Annotated in this window: 19 protein-coding genes, 1 tRNA gene and 1 riboswitch; of the genes, 7 read left to right on the forward strand and 13 right to left on the reverse strand. The window is 70.5% G+C overall.

Features of this window, described 5'->3' with window-relative positions:
- The first annotated feature begins 68 nt into the window (after window positions 1-68).
- Complete coding sequence (trhA, locus tag D2L64_RS11050) at window positions 69-746, forward strand: PAQR family membrane homeostasis protein TrhA (protein WP_119575059.1); 678 nt, start codon at window positions 69-71, stop codon at window positions 744-746.
- Window positions 747-800: 54 nt separating this feature from the next.
- Here the strand turns inward: trhA and D2L64_RS11055 are convergent, their stop codons facing one another.
- Window positions 801-1,085, reverse strand: coding sequence for a DUF6458 family protein (locus tag D2L64_RS11055; RefSeq protein ID WP_119575061.1), 285 nt, complete (start codon window positions 1,083-1,085; stop codon window positions 801-803).
- A gap of 117 nt (window positions 1,086-1,202) precedes the next feature.
- Between D2L64_RS11055 and D2L64_RS11060 the strand changes: the two genes are divergently transcribed.
- Complete coding sequence (locus D2L64_RS11060) at window positions 1,203-1,760, forward strand: SixA phosphatase family protein (protein WP_119575063.1); 558 nt, start codon at window positions 1,203-1,205, stop codon at window positions 1,758-1,760.
- 72 nt (window positions 1,761-1,832) lie between these two features.
- On the opposite strand, the gene D2L64_RS11065 is transcribed toward D2L64_RS11060, so the two are convergent.
- The 4 genes from D2L64_RS11065 to D2L64_RS11080 form a co-directional block, all read right to left on the reverse strand.
- Window positions 1,833-2,102, reverse strand: coding sequence for a DUF6458 family protein (locus tag D2L64_RS11065; RefSeq protein WP_013730795.1), 270 nt, complete (start codon window positions 2,100-2,102; stop codon window positions 1,833-1,835).
- 325 nt (window positions 2,103-2,427) lie between these two features.
- Window positions 2,428-4,284, reverse strand: a complete 1,857-nt coding sequence (locus tag D2L64_RS11070; RefSeq protein WP_119575065.1) for an acyl-CoA dehydrogenase — start codon at window positions 4,282-4,284, stop codon at window positions 2,428-2,430.
- Between the two features lie 138 nt (window positions 4,285-4,422).
- Window positions 4,423-5,550 carry a PP2C family protein-serine/threonine phosphatase gene (locus D2L64_RS11075; protein ID WP_119575067.1) on the reverse strand — a complete coding sequence of 376 codons (1,128 nt, stop codon included), beginning with the start codon at window positions 5,548-5,550 and terminating at the stop codon, window positions 4,423-4,425.
- 100 nt (window positions 5,551-5,650) lie between these two features.
- Complete coding sequence (locus D2L64_RS11080) at window positions 5,651-6,292, reverse strand: septal ring lytic transglycosylase RlpA family protein (protein ID WP_119575069.1); 642 nt, start codon at window positions 6,290-6,292, stop codon at window positions 5,651-5,653.
- A 241-nt stretch (window positions 6,293-6,533) separates the two neighbouring features.
- On the opposite strand from D2L64_RS11080, the gene D2L64_RS11085 reads away from it, so the two are divergent.
- Window positions 6,534-7,085, forward strand: coding sequence for a phosphoribosyltransferase (locus D2L64_RS11085; protein WP_119575071.1), 552 nt, complete (start codon window positions 6,534-6,536; stop codon window positions 7,083-7,085).
- Between the two features lie 219 nt (window positions 7,086-7,304).
- Here D2L64_RS11085 and D2L64_RS11090 read toward each other — a convergent pair whose 3' ends face one another.
- Entirely contained in the window at window positions 7,305-7,820 is a 516-nt protein-coding gene (locus D2L64_RS11090) for an alpha/beta fold hydrolase (protein ID WP_119575177.1), read from the reverse strand.
- 105 nt (window positions 7,821-7,925) lie between these two features.
- Between D2L64_RS11090 and D2L64_RS11095 the strand changes: the two genes are divergently transcribed.
- On the forward strand, window positions 7,926-8,357 hold the full coding sequence (locus D2L64_RS11095) for an ASCH domain-containing protein (protein WP_119575073.1): 432 nt from the start codon (window positions 7,926-7,928) through the stop codon (window positions 8,355-8,357).
- A gap of 21 nt (window positions 8,358-8,378) precedes the next feature.
- Here D2L64_RS11095 and D2L64_RS11100 read toward each other — a convergent pair whose 3' ends face one another.
- Window positions 8,379-9,257: an LLM class flavin-dependent oxidoreductase gene (locus tag D2L64_RS11100; protein WP_119575075.1), complete on the reverse strand. Its 879-nt coding sequence runs from the start codon at window positions 9,255-9,257 to the stop codon at window positions 8,379-8,381.
- A gap of 348 nt (window positions 9,258-9,605) precedes the next feature.
- On the opposite strand from D2L64_RS11100, the gene D2L64_RS11105 reads away from it, so the two are divergent.
- Window positions 9,606-10,127 (forward strand): DinB family protein, encoded by a 522-nt coding sequence (locus D2L64_RS11105; protein ID WP_119575077.1) that lies wholly within the window; start codon window positions 9,606-9,608, stop codon window positions 10,125-10,127.
- Between the two features lie 157 nt (window positions 10,128-10,284).
- Here D2L64_RS11105 and D2L64_RS11110 read toward each other — a convergent pair.
- A tRNA-Gly gene (locus tag D2L64_RS11110) sits at window positions 10,285-10,358 on the reverse strand.
- A gap of 201 nt (window positions 10,359-10,559) precedes the next feature.
- Here D2L64_RS11110 and D2L64_RS11115 point away from each other — a divergent pair.
- Window positions 10,560-11,567: a zinc metalloprotease gene (locus tag D2L64_RS11115; protein ID WP_119575079.1), complete on the forward strand. Its 1,008-nt coding sequence runs from the start codon at window positions 10,560-10,562 to the stop codon at window positions 11,565-11,567.
- Between the two features lie 119 nt (window positions 11,568-11,686).
- Here D2L64_RS11115 and D2L64_RS11120 read toward each other — a convergent pair whose 3' ends face one another.
- A complete protein-coding gene (locus tag D2L64_RS11120; protein ID WP_119575081.1) occupies window positions 11,687-12,223 on the reverse strand; it encodes a pyridoxamine 5'-phosphate oxidase family protein in 537 nt (178 codons plus the stop codon).
- A 75-nt stretch (window positions 12,224-12,298) separates the two neighbouring features.
- On the opposite strand from D2L64_RS11120, the gene dcd reads away from it, so the two are divergent.
- A complete protein-coding gene (dcd, locus tag D2L64_RS11125; protein WP_119575179.1) occupies window positions 12,299-12,877 on the forward strand; it encodes a dCTP deaminase in 579 nt (192 codons plus the stop codon).
- Window positions 12,878-12,892: 15 nt separating this feature from the next.
- Here dcd and D2L64_RS11130 read toward each other — a convergent pair whose 3' ends face one another.
- From D2L64_RS11130 to D2L64_RS11145, 4 genes are all read right to left on the reverse strand, one after another.
- Entirely contained in the window at window positions 12,893-13,894 is a 1,002-nt protein-coding gene (locus tag D2L64_RS11130; protein WP_233558907.1) for a C40 family peptidase, read from the reverse strand.
- A gap of 51 nt (window positions 13,895-13,945) precedes the next feature.
- A riboswitch (cyclic di-AMP (ydaO/yuaA leader) is annotated at window positions 13,946-14,079 on the reverse strand.
- A gap of 183 nt (window positions 14,080-14,262) precedes the next feature.
- Window positions 14,263-15,276, reverse strand: coding sequence for a C40 family peptidase (locus tag D2L64_RS11135; protein ID WP_119575085.1), 1,014 nt, complete (start codon window positions 15,274-15,276; stop codon window positions 14,263-14,265).
- Between the two features lie 253 nt (window positions 15,277-15,529).
- The gene (locus D2L64_RS11140; RefSeq protein ID WP_119575087.1) at window positions 15,530-17,752 is read right to left on the reverse strand and encodes a (Fe-S)-binding protein; all 2,223 of its coding nucleotides are present in this window, start codon (window positions 17,750-17,752) and stop codon (window positions 15,530-15,532) included.
- Window positions 17,753-18,028: 276 nt separating this feature from the next.
- On the reverse strand, window positions 18,029-18,292 hold the full coding sequence (locus tag D2L64_RS11145; RefSeq protein WP_119575089.1) for a cell division protein CrgA: 264 nt from the start codon (window positions 18,290-18,292) through the stop codon (window positions 18,029-18,031).
- Window positions 18,293-18,498 lie beyond the last annotated feature (206 nt).

Consider the following 18,498-nt stretch of genomic DNA (forward strand, 5'->3'; position numbering starts at 1 on the left):
CCCGGCGGCCGGAAGCGTGATCAGTTGCACTACCCGAAGGTAACCTACGGTGCCGTAACCTAATCTGCGTGACCACCTCAGCACGGCCCCGGCTCAGGCCTGCCGACATCGGGAAACCCCGGATGCGCGGCTGGCTGCACACGTACGCGTTCTTCGTCGCCGTGGTCTGCGGCATCGTGCTCTGTTCGATCGCCGCCGCCCGACCCGGCTGGACACCCCTGATCAGTACCGCCGTCTACAGCTTCACCGTCTGCGGCCTCTTCGGCGTGAGCGCGCTCTACCACCGTCGGGTGTGGTCGGCGCGCGGCTTCCAGGTCATGCGCCGGATGGACCACTCGATGATCTTCCTGTTCATCGCCGGCACGTACACACCGTTCTGTGTGCTGCTGCTGGACACCCACGCCGCCGTGATCATGCTGACGGTGGTCTGGGGTGGCGCACTGGCCGGCGTGGCCCTCAAGCTGGTCTGGCCGCACGCCTCACGCTGGATCTCCGCCCCGCTCTACCTGGCGCTCGGCTGGGTGGCGGTGGCGATCCTGCCCGACATCCTCCACCAGGGCGGGGTCACCGCACTCGTGCTGCTCAGCGTGGGTGGCGCCATCTACACGGTGGGCGCGGTCTTCTACGCGCTGCGCCGTCCGAACCCGTGGCCGACCGTCTTCGGGCACCACGAGTTCTTCCACGCCTGCACGCTGGTCGCTGCGATCTGCCACCACATCGCCATCTACTTCGCATTGTTCGCCTGAGCAGCGAGCCGGCGCCGGTGGTGGTGCCACCCACCACCGGCGCCGGCTCGTCGGTCAGACCGTCGGACCGGGCCGGCGCACCTCGCGGTACTCCTGCACCACGCGGTCGTCCTGGACCGGCACGGCACGGTCGGCGACCACCCGCTCGGCGCGAACCGGAGCGACGACCGTACGCCGGCGGGAGTTCCAGAAGTAGAGGGTGACGAGCAGGCCGGCAACCCCGGCGAGCATCAGCACCCAGCCGACGACGCTCAGGTTGAGCCAGCCGAGGTCCGCCTCCACGGCGAACGCGAAGATCGCGCCCAACGCGATCAGGAAAATACTGCCACCGATGCCCATCTCTTCGTCTCCTTGGCTTCCGAAGCTGGCATTCCACCTCGCCGCGGCCATGGATGAGGTTGCGGCACGCCTGGACTTACCCCGGCACGGAGATCGCCAATCGGGCAAGCTGGTGACATGAGGGACGCCGCGGTGCCGGAACGGACGCTCGTGCTGCTGCGACACGCCAAGGCCGAACCGCCCACGGCGGACGGTCCGGACGTCGAACGCCGGCTGTCCGCGCGGGGGCGCGCCGACGCCGCGGCGGCCGGGGCCTGGCTGGCCCGGCACGGCCTGCTGCCGGAGGTGGTGCTCTGTTCGGCGGCGCTGCGGACCCGGCAGACCTGGCACGGCGTGGAGTTGGGCATGACCGGTTCGCCCCCGGAGGGCGGCCCGGCCGGCCCGGTGCCGATCGTCCGGTACGAGCCGGACGCGTACGAGGCGCACCCGGAGGATCTGCTGACGTTGGTCCGACGGGTCGAGCCGGACGTCGGCATCGTCCTACTGATCGCCCACAATCCCGGGATCTCGCTGTTGTCCGGGTTCCTCGATCCGTACCGGGCCGATCCGGACGGGCTGCGCACCAGTGACGTGGTGGTGCACCGCACCGCGTCGCCGTGGGCGGAACTGGCTCGGGACGCGGCGGCGATCGCCGTCCGGCACACCGCGCGCGGACGGCCCGAACCCGACGGCTGAGCCGGCGCACCATCCGTCGATGGCACACCGGCTCAGCCGGTCGGGCTCGCCCGGTTCGGGCGGTCGGCCGCCTCAGCTCGGCGGCGCGGTCGGCGGCGGCGGGTCGGGCGGCGGCGGCATCATCGCCGTCGGATGAGACAGCCGGTTCTCCTCCACGATCAACGTCCGTGCCCGCTTGCGGCGATCCTGCCAGAACCAGAGCGTGGTGAGCAGAACGCCCAGTCCGGCCAGGATGAAGACCCAGCCGACCGCGCGTAGATCCACCCACCAGACGTTGGCCCGGATGGCGAAGGTCAGGATCGCACCGATGGCGATCAGGAAGATCCCACTACCAATGCCCATGTGCGCGGCACTCCCCCGTGCGGTTGCTTCTGGGCGTACTCTGACTGGCCCGCGACGGATACCCCGTCCGCCGCCGGGTTACCCGCGCTGCCGCCCGGCGAACACCTCGGCCCGGATCGACACGGCGCCGCGCCGGGCGCGAACGGTGCCCGCCCGGCGGGCGGATCCTCGCCGCCGGGCGAGTCCCAGGGCAGCAGAAACCAATGAATCCCAGCGGGGCGGGGCAAACCACCCATCCCTCCGCCGTCGGGTCGTCGGCCCGCCAGGCGACGACGAAAGCGGCCGGCGGGCTGATACCCGCCGGCCGCCGAGGTCGCGCTCCGGGTCAGAAGGCGTCTTCCGGAAGGTCCATGATGTCCAGCTCGGCGCCCTCGATGATGCGCCGGTCGGCACCGATGCGCGGCAACACCTCGCGGGAGAAGAACCGGGCGGCGGCCACCTTGCCGGTGTAGAACGCCTGGTCCGCCGTTGACACCTCGCCGGCCAGCGCGCGCAGCGCCACCTCGGCCTGCCGCTGCAGCAGCCAGCCGACGACCAGGTCACCGATCGCCAGCAGGAAGCGCCGGCTGCTCAGCCCCACCTTGTACAGCGCGCGGGTGTCGCCGCCCTGCGCCGCACCCAGCCAGCCGGTCAGTACGCCGAGCATGGCCTGGATCTCGGCGAGCGCCTTGCCGAGCGCCTGCCGCTCCTGCTTGAGCTGGCCGTTGCCGCCCTCGCTGGTGATGAACTCCTGGATCTCCCCGGCCACCGCCATCAGCGCCTTGCCGTTGTCCCGGACGATTTTCCGGAAGATCAGGTCGAGGCTCTGGATCGCCGTGGTGCCCTCGTACAGCGTGTCGATCTTCGCGTCCCGGACGTACTGCTCCAGCGGGTAGTCCTGGAGGAAGCCGGAGCCGCCGTAGGTCTGCAGCGACTCGTGCCCGAGCAGTTCGTACGCCCGCTCCGAACCGACCCCCTTGACCAGCGGCAGCAGCAGGTCGTTGACCCGCTTGGCGAGCTTGGTGGCCGGCTCGTCACCGGCGGCCTCGGCGATGGCTACCTTGTCCTGCCAGGAGGCGGTGTAGCAGACCAGCGCCCGCAGCCCCTCGGCGTACGACTTCTGCAGCAGCAGCGAGCGACGCACGTCGGGGTGGTGGGTGATGGTGACCCGGGGCGCGGTCTTGTCCGTCTGCTGGATCAGGTCGGCGCCCTGCACCCGGTTCTTGGCGTACTCCAGGGCGTTCAGGTAGCCGGTGGAGAGGGTGGCGATGGCCTTGGTGCCGACCAGCATCCGGGCGTACTCGATGATCATGAACATCTGCCGGATGCCGTCGTGCTTGTCGCCCATCAGCCAGCCCTTGGCCGGTACGCCGTGCTCACCGAAGGTCAGCTCGCAGGTGTTGGAGACCTTCAGGCCCATCTTGTGCTCGACGTTCGTGGCGTAGACGCCGTTGCGCTCGCCCAACTCGCCGGTGTTCTCGTCGAAGTGGAACTTCGGGACCACGAAGAGCGACAACCCCTTGGTGCCGGGACCACCGACGCCCTCGACCCCGACCGGACGGGCCAGCACGTAGTGGACGATGTTGTCGCTCAGGTCGTGCTCACCGGAGGTGATGAAGCGCTTGACGCCCTCGATGTGCCACGAGCCGTCCGGCTGCGGGATGGCCCGGGCCCGCCCGGCGCCGACGTCCGAACCGGCGTCCGGCTCGGTGAGCACCATGGTCGAGCCCCACTGCCTGTCGATGAACAGATTGGCCCACTTCTTCTGCCGCTCGGTGCCCTCGACGTGCAGCACGTGCGCGAAGGACGGGCCGGAGGCGTACATCCAGACCGGGGCGTTCGAGCCGAGCACCAGCTCGGCGAGGGCCCACCACAGCGCCCGCGGCGCGTTGGTGCCGCCCAGCGCCGGGGGAAGGTCCAGGCGCCAGAACTCGGAATCCATGAACGCCTGGTACGACTTCTTGAACGACTCCGGTAGCGGCGCGGTGTGCGTGGCCGGGTCGAAGACCGGTGGGTTGCGGTCGCTGTCGGTGTAGCTGGCGGCCAGGTCCTCGCGCGCCAGCCGGTCCATCTCGGCGAGGAAGCTCCGCGCGGTGTCGACATCGAGTTCGGAGTACGGCTCCTGGCCGAACGCCCGGTCCGCTCCGAAGACCTCGAACAGGTTGAACTCGAGATCCCGAAGGTTGCTCTTGTAGTGGGTCATGTCGCTGGCCCCGCTTCCGGACAGGTGTTACCGATCAGTAACCACGACTGTATTACTCATGGGTAGACAGCGACAAGCCGCCGACCGAAGTGACGGCGATTACACACCTGTGGTTCGGGTGCCGCTCCGGCGGGCCGGTCAGCCCTCCGTCGCGCCGACCTCCCAGCTCGGCACCGCCGCGGTCGCGGCGCTCGGCGTACCGGTGTACTCCATCAACACCAGCGCGATGTCGTCGTCGAGCCGGCCGTTCACCCACTCGACCAGGGCGGTCTCCAGCGAGGCCAGCCCGTCGGCGACCGTACCGTGGCCGAGCAGGCGCCAGGCCCGGTCGGCGGTGGGGAAGAACTCGCCGTCCCGGCGGGCCTCGCCGAGCCCGTCGGTGAAGAGCAACAGCCGGTCGCCCGGCTCCAACCGCTCGACCCGGGTCCGGACCACCGGCATGAACCCCAGCGGGGGCGCCGGAGCCGGCGGTTCGAGCGAGATCACCGCGCCACCGCGGAGCAGCAGCGGGGCCGGATGGCCGCAGTTCACGATGGTGAGCGTGCCGCCCCGCTCCTCCACCAGCGCCGCGGTCACGAAGTCCTCGTCGCCGACGTTGCGGGCCACCGCGCGATCCAGGTCCGCCACCACGGCCCGCAGGTCGGCCCGTTCGTACGCCACGTGCCGGTACGAGCCCAACACGATGCTGGCCAGCCGGACCGCCTCCAGGCCCTTGCCGCGCACGTCTCCGATGATCATGCGTACGCCGTAGGGGGTCTCGATCGCCTCGTACAGGTCGCCGCCGATCTCGGCGGTGGCCTTCGAGGAGATGTACCGCCCGGCCACCGACAGGGCACCGACCCGGGGGCCGAGCGGGCGCAGCACCGCCTGCTGGGCCACCGCCGCGAGCTTGGACAACTCGGCGATCTGCTGGGCCTGCCGTTCCCGTACCGAGGCCACCACCGCCGCGATCCCGGTGCCCAGCACGATGCCGACCACGGCGACCGCGGTGGAGACCGCCACCATCGGCTCGGCCAGGGCGAAGGCGACCCCGAGCAGGGACGCGGCGGCACCGACCCCGAGCACCACCCGCCAGGAGGCCAACGCCGCGGCCAGGAACGGGGCGGCGGCCATCAAGGCGACATAGTTCGCCGCGCGGCCGTCCGCCAACTCCACCGCCGAGACGATCCCGAGCAGGACGAGGGCCGCGCCGAGGCCGGCGCGGGATCCAGGGCTCAGCGGGCTACGGCCCGGCTGGAGGAGTCGCGTACGTACATCCGACAGCATGCCCGATGGACCTGAACGAAAGAACGAACCTGGCCCGTAGTACGAGCGGGATCTGGCCGCGAGGATCGCGGCGCGAAGCCGATCGCCGGCCCGCACCGGCTCAGCCGAGCACCTCGTACCGGACCTCGATGTGACCGAGGTCGAGCGAGGCGATCTCGGCGAAGGCGGCCCGGGACAGGTCCAGGCAACGTCCGTCGATGAACGGCCCCCGGTCGTTGATCCGGACGGTGATCGACTTTCCGTTGGCCGGATTCGTCACCCGGACCTTGGTGTCGAACGGCAGCGTCTTGTGGGCGGCCGTCATCGCCTCCGGGTTGAACGTCTCGCCGTTCGCGGTCATCTGGCCCTGCCAGTAGAAGGAGGCGCCGCACGAGCCGGTGTCGACCACCGGGCGCGCGGTCGTCTTCTTCGCCGTCGGCGTCGGCGTGGGGCTGGACGTACGCGGCTTGCCACGCGAGGCCGCCTGGGCGGTGCGACTCGGCGTCGGGCTCGCCTTCGCGCTCGGCGACGAGGTGGGGCTCGGCGACGCGCTGGCGCTCACGCTCGGCGATCCGCTCGCCAGGTCGGCCGGGTCCAGGGTGGGCGAGAGGTCGATCGCCGCCGGCCGGACCGGCTCCGATCCGGCGGTCAGTCGTACGGCGCCGACGGTACCCCCGACGGCGAGAGCGACGGCCACCACGGCGCTGGCCGTGATACCGGCCGGCGACGTGATCCTGCGGGTACGGGTGTGCCTACCTGTCACCGGCCCGGTCCTTTCCTCTGCGGATCAAATCGGGTCGGACCATAACGAGAGAAGCACTTCGGAAGTCAACGTGATCATGATGATATGGCCGCAATTGCGGTGATACGTGAAGCCGATCATCCGATCCGTGCTGGTCCGCGCGGCCCGCCGCCCGGTCCATCGCCCCGGCCCGCCGCCCGGTCCGCCGCCCGGTCCGCCGCCCGGTCCATCGGCCGGCTCCTGGACAGCGGAGGATGGAGGCATGTCCGCCGCGCTGAGGAGACGCCTCGTCGAACTGTTCGCCTGGGTCGATCCCGGACCGGAGACGAGTCACCTGGTCAGCGACGTGACCGGCTGGTGGCGGGATCCGGTGGTCCTCGCGGCGCTCGGTCCCGCCTTGGTCGCGCCCTTCCGGTCGGCCCGGCCCACCGTGGTCGTCGCGCCGGCCGTCACCGGCTTCCTGCTCGGCCCGCTCGCCGCCACCGCGCTGGGCGTGGGATTCGTCCCGGCACACAAGCCGGGCGACGGTCGACTACCGGCCGGACCGCTGACCTGGGCGCAGAGCCCACCCGACTTCCGTGGCCGCAGCGTCGACCTGGCGATCCGGGACCGGCACCTCGGCCCGGGCGACCGGGTACTGCTGGTGGACGACTGGGTCGCCACCGCCGCCCAGGTCCGCGCCGTGTACGAGATCTGTGCCGCCCGAGGTGCCGAGCCGCTGGGCACCTCAGCCGTGGTCGCCGCCTGCCCGCCCGCCGTCACCACCGAGTTACGCGTCCACGGCCTGCTGACCGATGCCGACCTGCCGGACTGAACGGGCCACTGGGCCGGGCCGGCCGTGATCGTCCGCGCGGCCAACGACGTCCAGGCCCGGCAGGGCGTCCGCCCGGCCACCGGACCGGGCCGTTCAGGCCGGGCCGTTCAGGCCGGGCCGTTCAGGCCGGGCCGTTCAGGCCGGGCCGTTCAGGCCGGGCCGTTCAGGCCGGGCCGTTCAGGCCGGGCCGTTCAGGCCGGGCCGTTCAGGCCGGGCCGTTCAGCGGACGAAGTCCTCCACCACCGTGCAGACCCGGCCCAGCGCCTCCGCGGAGCGGGCCAGCGGACCCGGCACCATCAACGCGTGGTCGGCGCCCGGGATCTCCAGCACGTGCGGGGTCAGCCGGCGGGCCGTCGCGCCGTCCCAGGACGAGTCGGCCGTACCGCCGACCAGGATGAACGGTGCCGTGGCGCGGCGCAGCGCGTCGACCACCTCGCCTCGGTGCAGCAGCGGGGTGAGCCAGACGGCGGGCAGCCCCCGATTGACCGCCAGCGGTGCGGCCAGCGTGCCGAGCGACTTGCCGACCAGCAGGTCGGTGCGCTCGGCAAGGGTCGGCGCCACCTGGTCGCAGACCCACCTGCCGATGGTCTCCACATCGAAGTCCTCCGGCACCTGCCAGGAGATCCCGTGCAGCCCGAAGCCGGCCCGGCGCAGCGCCTCACCCAGGTAGAGGAAGAGAGGGTACCGGGTGTCGTAACCCCGGCCCGGGATGAGCACCGCACGTCGGTCCGCCATGGACATCTCCTTCTTGTCGGGCATCGACCGTACCCCCGGGGAGGGCGTGGCGGCATGACCGAAGCGTCACCCGGCGCTCGCCGACCGGCCGGTACCCTCGACAGGATGTGGCCACGGATCGGCGCACTGCGCACCCTTGCCCTCGGCACCCCCGGCGAGCTGCGCGCGAACCTCAACACCCTGGTACTGAACGGGCTGAAGACCGCAACCGCCGGGCTGCTCGACGAGTACGCCACGGAGGGCGAGGAACTGGAGCAGGTCGGCGAGCGGCTGGCCCTCGTCGACGACCAGGACGCGCTGGTCGGCGTCGTCGAGGTGACCGGTGTGCAGGTGACCCGGTTTGCCGAAGTTCCCTGGGAGTTCGCGCGTGCGGAGGGCGAGGGCGAGCGTTCGATCGAGGAGTGGCGCGCCGGCCACGCCGCCTACTGGGCCCGGCTCGGCACTCCGGTCACCGACACCACCGAGGTCGTCTGCGTCCGCTTCCGGCTGGTTTCCGCCGGTGCCGGCGGTGTCGCCACCGGCGACCTCGGCACCTGACGCGACCCTCCAACCCTCCGGTCAGCCGCGCAGCTCGGGCAGCAGGCGGGTGGCGACGTCCGCCAGGACCGCCTCGTCACCGGTGTACCAGCTGCTCTCCCGGGGCCAGTGCGTGATCACGTCGGTGAAGCCCAGCTCGGCGGCCCGACCGACCTGGTCGGCGAAGAACTGGGCGCTGCTCAGCGAGAAGACGGGTGCCCCGTCCAGCGAGAGGTAACGGTCCAGGCCGGTCGGCTCGCGTCCCTCGGCGGCCAGCGTCGTGTCGAGCCGCTCCGCCAGCTCGGCGACCCCGGCCCACCATCCGTCCAGATCGTCGCCGCCCGCCCCGTAGGTCACCCAGCCCTGCCCGAACCGGGCGGCCAGCCGGATCGACCGCGGACCGTTGGCGGCCATCACGAACGGCACCCGAGGTCGCTGCACGCAGCCGGGGTTGTTGCGGGCGCCCACCGCCGCGAACCAGTCACCCCGCCAGGTGGTGCCGTCCTCCCGCAGGATCGCGTCGAGCAACTCGGTGAACTCGGCGAACCGGTCCACCCGCTGCCGCGGCGGCAGCGTCTCGCCGCCGAGCACCGCCGAGTCGAAGCCGATGCCGCCCGCCCCCAACCCGAGCAGCACCCGCCCGTCGGAGACGTCGTCGAGCGCGGTCACCTGCCGGGCGAACGCCGCCGGGTGCCGGAAGTTCGGGGACGCCACCAGCGTGCCGAGCCGGATCCGGGAGGTGACCGTCGCGGCGGCGGTCAACGTACCCATCGAGTCGAACCACGGCCCGTCCACCAGATCCCGCCAGCCCAGGTGGTCGTACGTCCAGGCATGGTCGAAGCCCCACTCGTCGGCCTGCTGCCAGCGGTGCCGGGCCACCGACCAGCGCTGATCGGGCAGAATCACGATGCCAATCCGCATGCCCGCCAGGGTACGGCTCCGATCCGCCCCGACCGGCGCCGCGCGGAGTCAGCCCTGCCCACGCTTGCGTCGGCTCGCCCAGACGCCAGCCGCCACCGCCGCCGTTATCGGCAGCAGGCAGCACAGGCTGAGCAGGAACAAGTGCCAAGGCTTGATCGCACCCACACCAGCACCCTAACCACCCCCCACCCCCACCACCCCCGCTCCACCCACCCCACCCCGCTCCGCTCCCGTTGATCATGAGGTTGGCGGCGATGTTGATCTCCCCGACTGCCGCCAACCTCATGATCAACGGGGCTTCGGCGACGTGGGGCAGCGGGCGGCGGGGGCTGACGCTAGGGTCCGAGAATGGTGGAGATGCATATCGATCCCACACTCGGGCCGGTGCTGGCGCGCACGGGCGACGAGCGCGCGGTGCTCGAATCCTTCCTCGACTTCCACCGTGCCGTGGTACTGCGGAAGCTACGTGGGCTCTCCGAGGCCGACGCCACCCACCGGCTGGTGCCGTCCGCGACCACGCTCGCCGGCCTGATCAAACACCTCACCCTCGTAGAGCGGAACTGGTTCCCGGCGCTGCTCGATCCCGGCCCCGGCGAGGTCCACCTCACCTCGCCGGAGGACGCGGCGGCCAGCTTCGCCCTGACCGACGGGGAGACCGTCGAGGGGCTCGCGGCGGCCTACGAGGCGCAGTGCGTCCGCTCCCGAGAGGTGGCCGCGCGGTTCGACCTCGACCACGTAGCGCCGCAACCGCAGCTCGGTGAGGTGTCGCTGCGCTGGATCCTGGTGCACATGATCGAGGAAACGGCCCGACACGCCGGCCACGCCGACATCCTCCGAGAACTGACCGACGGCTCGACCGGCGCCCTCTGACCGAGCCTCCGAGCCAGCCTGCTTTCCGACCGGGGCGGACCGCACCGACCCGACGGAACCGGATGGTGATCGGGCCGGCAGCGGCGCAGCCGGCCCACGAAGCGGCGGAAACGAACGAAGCCCAGGTCCGGGACGATTCCTGACCTGGGCTTCACGTTGGAGCGGGTGACGGGAATCGAACCCGCACTGTCAGCTTGGGAAGCTGATGTTCTGCCATTGAACTACACCCGCAAGCGGGATCACTGTACCTGAGTCACCGGCCCGGTGCACCCAGGCACCCCGGACCGGGGGCGGGCAGCGGCCCGGCAGGAAGTTTCATTCCCGCAACATATGCCCATGTTCAAATCCGTCGATGGGTTGTAACGTCTGCCCCACGTTTTCGGCACGACGCGACACAACCCCCGGTCGCGTCGACAGAAAGAGGGTGGGCTTATGGGACTCCGTCCCGTCCTGCTGAACCGGCGCCTCGCCGGCATCGCATCGACATCGCTGGCCGTGGTCCTCGGCGTGACCACGGTCGGCCTGCTCCCCGTCGCCAACACGACCGCCAGCCCCGCCGTGGCCGCCGCCGCCCACGCCGACGAGGAGTGCGTGGACGAGACCGGCACCGCGGCCCGGGTCCGGGGCGACGGCGTCGTCGTCGAACACGACCCGAACGAGCTGACCATGGCCCAGGTGCGCCAGCGGGAGTCCGAGTTCGCCGACCTGCTCCAGGAGCGGGCCAAGCGGGTCGGGCAGCGTACGCTCGGCGTGCAGGCCGCTGCGGCTTCGGTCACCATCCCGGTGGTGGTGCACGTGATCCGGCGCGACACCACGCGGACCGGTGGAAACATCCCCGACTCCATGATCCAGTCGCAGATCAACGTGCTCAACCAGTCGTTCAGCGGGGCGACGGGCGGGGCGGCCACCGCGTTCGCGTTCCAGTTGCAGAGCATCAACCGGGTCACCAACACGTCGTGGTACCCGATCCGGCAGGGCACCACCGCCGAACGGCAGATGAAGACCCAACTCCGCCAGGGCAACAAGGGAACCCTCAACATCTACCTCGGTGCGCTGAGCAACAACCTGCTCGGCTGGGCGACGTTCCCGCAGACCACCCTGAACGTGATGGACGGCGTGGTGGTGCTGAGCGAGTCGCTGCCCGGCGGCACGGCCACCAACTACAACCAGGGTGACACCGGCACCCACGAGGTCGGGCACTGGCTGAACCTGTACCACACCTTCCAGGGTGGCTGCTCCGGCCAGGGCGACCAGGTCGCGGACACCCCGGCGGAGGCGTCACCGGCGAGCGGCTGCCCCACCGGTCGGGACACCTGCTCCAGCCCGGGCCTCGACCCGATCACCAACTTCATGGACTACTCGTACGACTCGTGCATGTACCAGTTCACCCCGGGCCAGGCGACCCGGATGATCAACGCCTGGAACACCTACCGAGCGTAGCCGGGCCACTTTGCAGATCCTGGTGCGATCGTGTTCCGACGAGGACCGATCGCACCAGGATCTCTGCCGGGAGCCGCGCGGACGCTGACCCGCGCGCCGGGGTCAGGTGACGGACGACGTCAGGCGGCGCGTCGGGCGGAGTGGGCCGCCGCCAACGGGACCGGACGCTGCGCCTGCGGGGTGGCTCCGACCGGATCGAGCCAGACCTGGACGGCCGGGCCGCCGACCGGATCGGCCGAACCGGCGCTGCTGTGCCCGCGACGCGAGAGCATCGCCACGTCGACCGAGAACTCGAACAACCGCCAGTCGGCGAGCGGCGCGGCCCGTGCGGCCAGGGCCAACCGGGCCACCGTGGCGTCGTCGGTGACCGGCCAGGCCCGGCCCGCGACGTACGCCTCGTCGTCGCTCTCCTCCGGCGGGAAGGAGTGCAGCGCGTAGCGCCCGTCGCGCTCCAGGTCACGCCGCTTCGGTGAGTCGATCACGAAGCAGAAGAGACCGTCGTCGGTGATCACCGGGGAGACCGGGTGCACCCGGGGCCCACCGTCGGCGCGAACCGTGGCCAGGTAGCCGAAGCCCGGGCCGTACTGCTGCATGAGAAGGCGGATCCCGTCGGCGAGTCGAGGCTCGTCAGCGGCGAATTCGGACCAGGAAGCCATGCCGACATTCTATCGAACATACGTTCTAAGCAGGTAGTCCGACACGCAGGTCAGCCATATCGGTATGGTGTGGCGATGCTGCTCTCCGACCGCGACCTGGTCTCCGAGATCAAGGCGGGCACCCTGGCGTTGGAGCCGTTCGACCCCACGCTGGTGCAGCCGTCCAGCATCGACGTACGCCTGGACAAGCTGTTCCGGGTGTTCAACAACCACCTCTACACACACATCGACCCGGCCACCAGGCAGGACGACCTCACCTCACCGGTGGAGGTGCCCGACGGTGAGCCGTTCGTGCTGCACCCCGGCGAGTTCGTACTCGCCTCCACACTGGAGGTCATCTCCCTCGGCGACCAGCTCGCCGGCCGCCTCGAAGGCAAGTCCAGCCTGGGCCGGCTCGGTCTGCTCACCCACTCCACCGCCGGCTTCATCGACCCCGGCTTCTCCGGGCACGTCACGCTGGAGCTGTCCAACGTGGCCAACCTGCCGATCACCCTCTGGCCCGGCATGAAGATCGGTCAGCTCTGCATCTTCCGGCTCTCCTCGCCCGCCGAGCACCCGTACGGGTCGGCCGTCTACGGCTCGCGCTACCAGGGCCAGCGCGGCCCGACGCCGAGCCGCGCCTGGCAGAACTGGCGTACCTGGCCGACCCGCTGACCCGCCACCCGACGCTCAACCGGGTCGGCCGAAGCTGTGGATCGGACTGCTGTCCAGCGGCTTCATCTTGACCGGCTGCCCCGCGCGGGATGCGTGCACCACCCAACCATCGCCCACGTACATCCCGACGTGGTGCAGGTCGCGGTAGTAGAAGACCAGGTCACCCGGGCGCAGCACGGCACGGCTGACGGACGCGGTGACCTGACGCTGCCGCGCGGCGTTGTGCGGCAGCAGCACCCCGGCCCGCGCCCAGGCCGCCAGCATCAGGCCGGAGCAGTCGTACGCGTTCGGCCCCTCGGCACCCCACGCGTACGGCTTGCCGATCTGCGCGCAGGCGAACTTGACCGCAGTGCCGGCTGCCCCACCCGGGTAGCTGGCCGGACAGGGCGCCGGCCGCAGTGGGCCACCGCCGCCGCTGTCGTACGCCCGCAGCCGCAGCCGCTGCAACCGGTCGATCTCGGCGTCGATCTGCCGTCGCTTCGCCGCCAGCTCGGTCTCCGTGCGGGTCAACTGGGCGATGGTGCGTTCCAGCACGTTCCTGGCCGCGACGAGTTCGTCGCGCAGCTCGCTGGCCTGCCGTACGTCCTGCTGCTGGTAGTGGGCGTACCGGTCGAGCAGGCCGAGCTGCTCGACCACCTCGCCGGGCGACCCGCTGCCCAGCAGGGCGTTGACCGCCCGTACGCTGCCGCCCTTGTACGCCCGCGCGGCCAGCGCACCGACCCGGGCCATCGCGGCGTCGACCTGCTGTTGCAACGGTGCGATCCGGGCGGCCAGGGCGTCGGCCTCCCGCCGCTTCACGGCCAGGTCCTGGCGGGTCGCGTTGTGTCGTTCGATGACGGGTTCGAGGCGATTCCAGTCCGCGTCGATCTGGCGCTCGATCTCGTCGACTGTCGGGTCGGCGTGAGCCGCCGTCGCGCCGCCGGTCAGGATGACGGCGGTCACGGTCAGGGCGGCGAGTGCGGTGGTGCAGCGGTACCAGCGGGATCGCGGCGCAGCCGCCGTCGGGCCGGGTGTCACCGGCCGCGATGACGGTGGCCGCGGGGCATGGTGTGCCACCGGGCTCCGTACTCCTTCTTCCCATACCGCCTACCGGGTTAGCTGACGGGTTCGGGCGGGAAGGGGTCGCCCTACCGCGATGGTCGCGGATTCACCCCAGGTTCCCGGGTCCCCGGCTCACTGCTGTGACTCGGCGGTGTCGGACCGTCACCACCCCTGTTGGGCGGAACTGCCAGCGGCCGACGATTGCCCAGCGTAGGGACGACCGACGTCGATACGCAACACATCCACGCCATCACGCTCTGTGCATAAATCCGACAACGGCGAAGGCCCCCGGTCGCTTGACCAGGGGCCTTCGTGGCGTTCCTGCGCGGGCGCTCAGCCAGCCGTCAGCCGGGTCGACGGAACCCGGCGACCGGCATCGTCGTGATCGGCGAGACGTTGACCGGTACGCCGGCCCGGGCCGAGTGCACCATCGTGTTGTTGCCCAGATAGATCCCGACGTGACTGAGGTCACTACGGAAGAAGACCAGATCGCCGGGGCGGGCGTCGGCCCGGGCGATGGCCTTGCCCTCGTTCCACTGCGCACCGGTGAAGTGCGTCAGGTAGATGCCGGCGGCCTTGTACGCGTACTGGGTGAGACCGGAGCAGTCGAACGAGTTCGGGCCGGTGGCACCCCAGACGTACGGCTTGCCGACCTGCTCGCAGGCCACCCGAATGGCGGTACGAGCCGCCGCGCTGACCACCCCGTTGATGGTCGGGCAGTTGGTCGTCTTGACCGTGGTCTTCGGCAGGGACCGCTCAAGCCGCTTGATCTCGGCGTCGATCTGCTTCTTCTTCGCCGCCAGTTGCTTTTCCTTCGTCTCCTGGTCGGCGATCAGGGCGTCGAGCTTGGCCTTCTGGTCGTCGTACTTCTTGCGGACCTTCATCACGTCGTCGAGCTGCCGGCGTTCGTACGCCGCCAGCCGCTCCAGGAAGGCCATCTGCTCGCCCAGCGTGTCCGGCTTGGCGTTCAGCAGCACCGCGCCGAGTTCCTGTGAGGGGCCGCTGACGTAGTACCGGGAGGCCAGGTCGGCCACCCGGTTCATCGCCAACTCGGCCTCCAGGGCCAGCGGCTGGATCTTCTTCTGCAGGTCACCCGACTTCTGCCGGTTGACCTTCAGCTGGGACCGCACCTTGTTGTACTGCTCGATGGTGGGTTCGAGCTGCTGCCACTGCTTGTCGATCTGCCGCTCGATCTCTTCCACCGAGGGCGCGGCGTACGCCGGCGCGACGAGCAGGCCAGCGCCGACCGTGGCGGTAGCCACCAGAACGACCAGACGGCGGGCAGCCCGGCGCAGGCCACCCGGACGGCGGGAACGTCCGGACACGTGGCGTTGGAGGGGCATGGTTGCCACCGGCACCGACTCCTTTGCAACCGACCACCGGGCGCCCCGCGGGCGGTTGGGGGCGGGACAGACGACCCACGGCGGTCGGTGCCCCACATTAGGGAAGCCGCGGTGCGGAATCAAGGCGACCATCGGCCCATTCACGTCTGCGCGACGGGACGCACACAAAGGGTGTCGACCCTTTCGTTACAGTTACGCCCGCCAATGCAAAAACGAGCGCGGACGGCACCTGCTCCGGTGCCGTCCGCGGGTCGTGACGTGGTACGGGTCAGCCGGCGACCGGCTCGCTCTCCTCGGCGCCCCGGGCCTGCTCGGGCTTGACCGACCGCAGCAGCACGCTGGCCACGTCGACCACCTCGACCTGTTCGCCGGCGTCCTTGCCGTTCACCCCGTCGTTGAGCATCGTCGAGCAGAACGGGCAGCCGACGGCGACGGTCCGGGCGCCGGTGGACATGGCCTCCTCGACCCGGTCCACATTGATCCGCTTGCCGATCCGCTCTTCCATCCACATCCGGGCGCCACCGGCGCCGCAGCAGAAGGAACGCTCGCTGTTGCGCGGCATCTCGACGAGACCGGCGGCAGAGCCGGCCTGGCCGGCGCCGCCTGCGATGGCGCTGCCGAGCACCTCACGCGGCGGGGTGAAGACCCGGTTGTGCCGGCCCAGGTAACAGGGATCGTGGTACGTGACGCCGCCCTCGACCGGCTGCACCGGCGTGAGCTTGCCGGTGGCGACCAGGTGGGCCAGCAACTGGGTGTGGTGCACCACCTCGAACTCGCCGCCGAGCTGGCCGTACTCGTTGCCGAGGGTGTTGAAGCAGTGCGGGCAGGTGGCGACGATCTTCCGGTTGGCCTTCTCCCGCCCCTCGAACGCGTCGTTCAGGGTCTCGACGTTCTGCTGGGCGAGCATCTGGAAGACGAACTCGTTGCCGATCCGCCGGGCCGGGTCGCCGGAGCAGGTCTCGCCCTCACCGAGGATGGCGAAGGAGACACCGGCCTCGTGCAGCAGGGTGGCCACCGCCCGGGTGGTCTTCTTGGCCCGGTCCTCGAACGCGCCGGCACAGCCCACCCAGAACAGGTACTCGAAGTCCTCGACCTCACCGACCCGGGGCACCTCGAAGTCGAGGCCCTTGGTCCAGTCCTCCCGGGTGTTCTGCGGCGCACCCCACGGGTTGCCCTTGTTCTCCAGGTTGCGCAGCATCACGCCGGCCTCGGACGGGAAGCTCGACTCGATCAGCACCTGGTAGCGGCGCATGTCCACGATGTGGTCGACGTGCTCGATGTCCACCGGGCACTGCTCGACACAGGCGCCACAGGTGGTGCAGGACCAGAGCACGTCCGGGTCGATCACGCCGCCGGACTCGGCGTCGCCGATCAGCGGCTTCTCCGCTTCGGCCAGGGCCAGTACGTCGACGTGGGCGAGCTGCGCGGCGGTGGCCTTCTCCTCGCCGGTCAGGTCCTTGCCGCCGCCGGCCAGCAGGTAGGGCGCCTTGGCGTACGCGTGGTCACGCAGGCTGAGCACCAGCAGCTTCGGCGACAACGGCTTGCCGGTGTTCCACGCCGGGCACTGCGACTGGCAGCGACCGCACTCGGTGCAGGTACTGAAGTCCAGCAGGCCCTTCCAGGTGAACTGCTCGACCTGGGCCACCCCGAACTGGTCGGACTCGGGGTCGGCCTCCTCGAAGTCGAGCGGCTTGCCGCCGCTCATCATCGGCCGCAGCGGGCCGAGGCCGGAGCCGGCGGCACCCGGCTTGCGCTTGAAGTAGATGTTGGGGAAGGCGAGGAAGCGGTGCCAGGCGACGCCCATGGTCACGTTCAGCGAGATCACGATGAGCCAGGTCATCGAGATCGCGATCTTGACGAGGGCGGCGATGCTGACGCCGGACGCCCAGTCGGGCAGCGTCGAGCCGACCGCGTGGCTGAGCGGGGTGGCCCAGGCCGGGTACTCGAAGTGATCGGTGGCCACCTTGAAGCCGCGGATCAGGAAACCCATGATCAGTACGGCCAGGACGACGGCCTCGACGAAGTAGCCCTGCCACATGGTCGAGCCGGTGAACCGTGACTTGCGACCGGCCCGGTTCGGCCGGTTGGCCAGCCGGATCGCGATCAGCACCACGATGCCGACGATGCCGAGGATGCCGATCCACTCGGTGACCAGCCCGTAGAGCGTCCAGCCGCCGATCAGCGGCAGCCCGCCGGTCGGCGACACCACCTCGAAGTACGCCTCGAGCACCAGCAGCGACAGCACGAGGAAGCCGACCATCACGAACCAGTGCGCCGCGCCCACCACACTCCAGCGCAGCATCCGGGTGTGCCCGGCGGTCTCCGCGAGCATGGTCTTGGTTCGGGCGGCCTGGTCGCCGAACCGGGACGGATCGGGCTGACCGAGCCGGATCACGGCCGTCATCTTCATGACCGCGCGCGCCGCAAGCCACACCGCAACGGCGGTGATTGCGGCCGCGAGGATCGTGGTGACGATCTGGACGCTGCCCATCGAGTTGGCCTCCCGGTCTGCTGCCTGGCGAGCGGCTCGGCGACCGGGTCGGGGTGCGATCGGTCACGCCGCTGCCGCCGCACCTCGACCGGACCGGTCGATGACCTAGCTCTACTCGGTCATGCAGTGCAGCCTACGCGCAAGGTTACCCAGCAGTAACGTGAGTCTTCTCGCACCCGGGCCACGCCGCCCTGCGCACACCTTAGGAGGCGAGCCCGACTTTCGCCCGGTCGGGCCCCCGACGGTGCGTCGCGGCGGCGGCGGGTGAGCTGCTGGTCAGCGCCAGCGGGAGAGCAGGATGAGGGAGGCGACCATCGCGCCGAAGCCCACCGCCAGGTTCCAGTACCCCAGCTCCATCACCGGGTACTGCTGCTCGGAAAGGTAGTAGACCACCAGCCACGCGATGCCGAAGGCGATCAGCGACACGGCCGTGGCGGGCAGCCAGACCGGGCTCGGCTTCCGGGACGCCGCTGTCGTCGTCGGGCGGACGTCCGTGGGTGGGGTGTACACCTTCTTCTTGCGGACCTGAGACTTGGGCACGACGCTCTCCAGAGGGGTTACGACCTCGTCCGGCCTGACAACCGGGCGCGAGGGCGACGGTCCATGGCCAATAATGTTCGACAGCTAGCGTAGTCCGGAAGACCCGTCCAGGCCATGAATGGGGCCAGACCAGTGCCGGTCGACCCGGAATCGGATGGCAGGACGGCAGCGGCTTGCGACCGTACGGTGCGGTCGTCGGAGCCGGA

The sequence above is a fragment of the Micromonospora radicis genome (genome assembly GCF_003583405.1).
Taxonomy (GTDB): Bacteria; Actinomycetota; Actinomycetes; order Mycobacteriales; family Micromonosporaceae; genus Micromonospora; species Micromonospora radicis.

Coding starts and splice junctions, on each gene's coding strand:
- D2L64_RS11075 (WP_119575067.1), bottom strand. CDS start 5,550: ATGCTGTCGGATGTACGTACGCGACTCCTCCAGCCGGGCCGTAGCCCG.
- D2L64_RS11070 (WP_119575065.1), bottom strand. CDS start 4,284: ATGACCCACTACAAGAGCAACCTTCGGGATCTCGAGTTCAACCTGTTC.
- D2L64_RS11060 (WP_119575063.1), top strand. CDS start 1,203: ATGAGGGACGCCGCGGTGCCGGAACGGACGCTCGTGCTGCTGCGACAC.
- D2L64_RS11100 (WP_119575075.1), bottom strand. CDS start 9,257: ATGCGGATTGGCATCGTGATTCTGCCCGATCAGCGCTGGTCGGTGGCC.
- dcd (WP_119575179.1), top strand. CDS start 12,299: ATGCTGCTCTCCGACCGCGACCTGGTCTCCGAGATCAAGGCGGGCACC.
- D2L64_RS11055 (WP_119575061.1), bottom strand. CDS start 1,085: ATGGGCATCGGTGGCAGTATTTTCCTGATCGCGTTGGGCGCGATCTTC.
- D2L64_RS11140 (WP_119575087.1), bottom strand. CDS start 17,752: ATGGGCAGCGTCCAGATCGTCACCACGATCCTCGCGGCCGCAATCACC.
- D2L64_RS11090 (WP_119575177.1), bottom strand. CDS start 7,820: ATGGCGGACCGACGTGCGGTGCTCATCCCGGGCCGGGGTTACGACACC.
- D2L64_RS11120 (WP_119575081.1), bottom strand. CDS start 12,223: ATGGCTTCCTGGTCCGAATTCGCCGCTGACGAGCCTCGACTCGCCGAC.
- D2L64_RS11105 (WP_119575077.1), top strand. CDS start 9,606: ATGGTGGAGATGCATATCGATCCCACACTCGGGCCGGTGCTGGCGCGC.
- D2L64_RS11115 (WP_119575079.1), top strand. CDS start 10,560: ATGGGACTCCGTCCCGTCCTGCTGAACCGGCGCCTCGCCGGCATCGCA.
- D2L64_RS11065 (WP_013730795.1), bottom strand. CDS start 2,102: ATGGGCATTGGTAGTGGGATCTTCCTGATCGCCATCGGTGCGATCCTG.
- D2L64_RS11095 (WP_119575073.1), top strand. CDS start 7,926: ATGTGGCCACGGATCGGCGCACTGCGCACCCTTGCCCTCGGCACCCCC.
- D2L64_RS11085 (WP_119575071.1), top strand. CDS start 6,534: ATGTCCGCCGCGCTGAGGAGACGCCTCGTCGAACTGTTCGCCTGGGTC.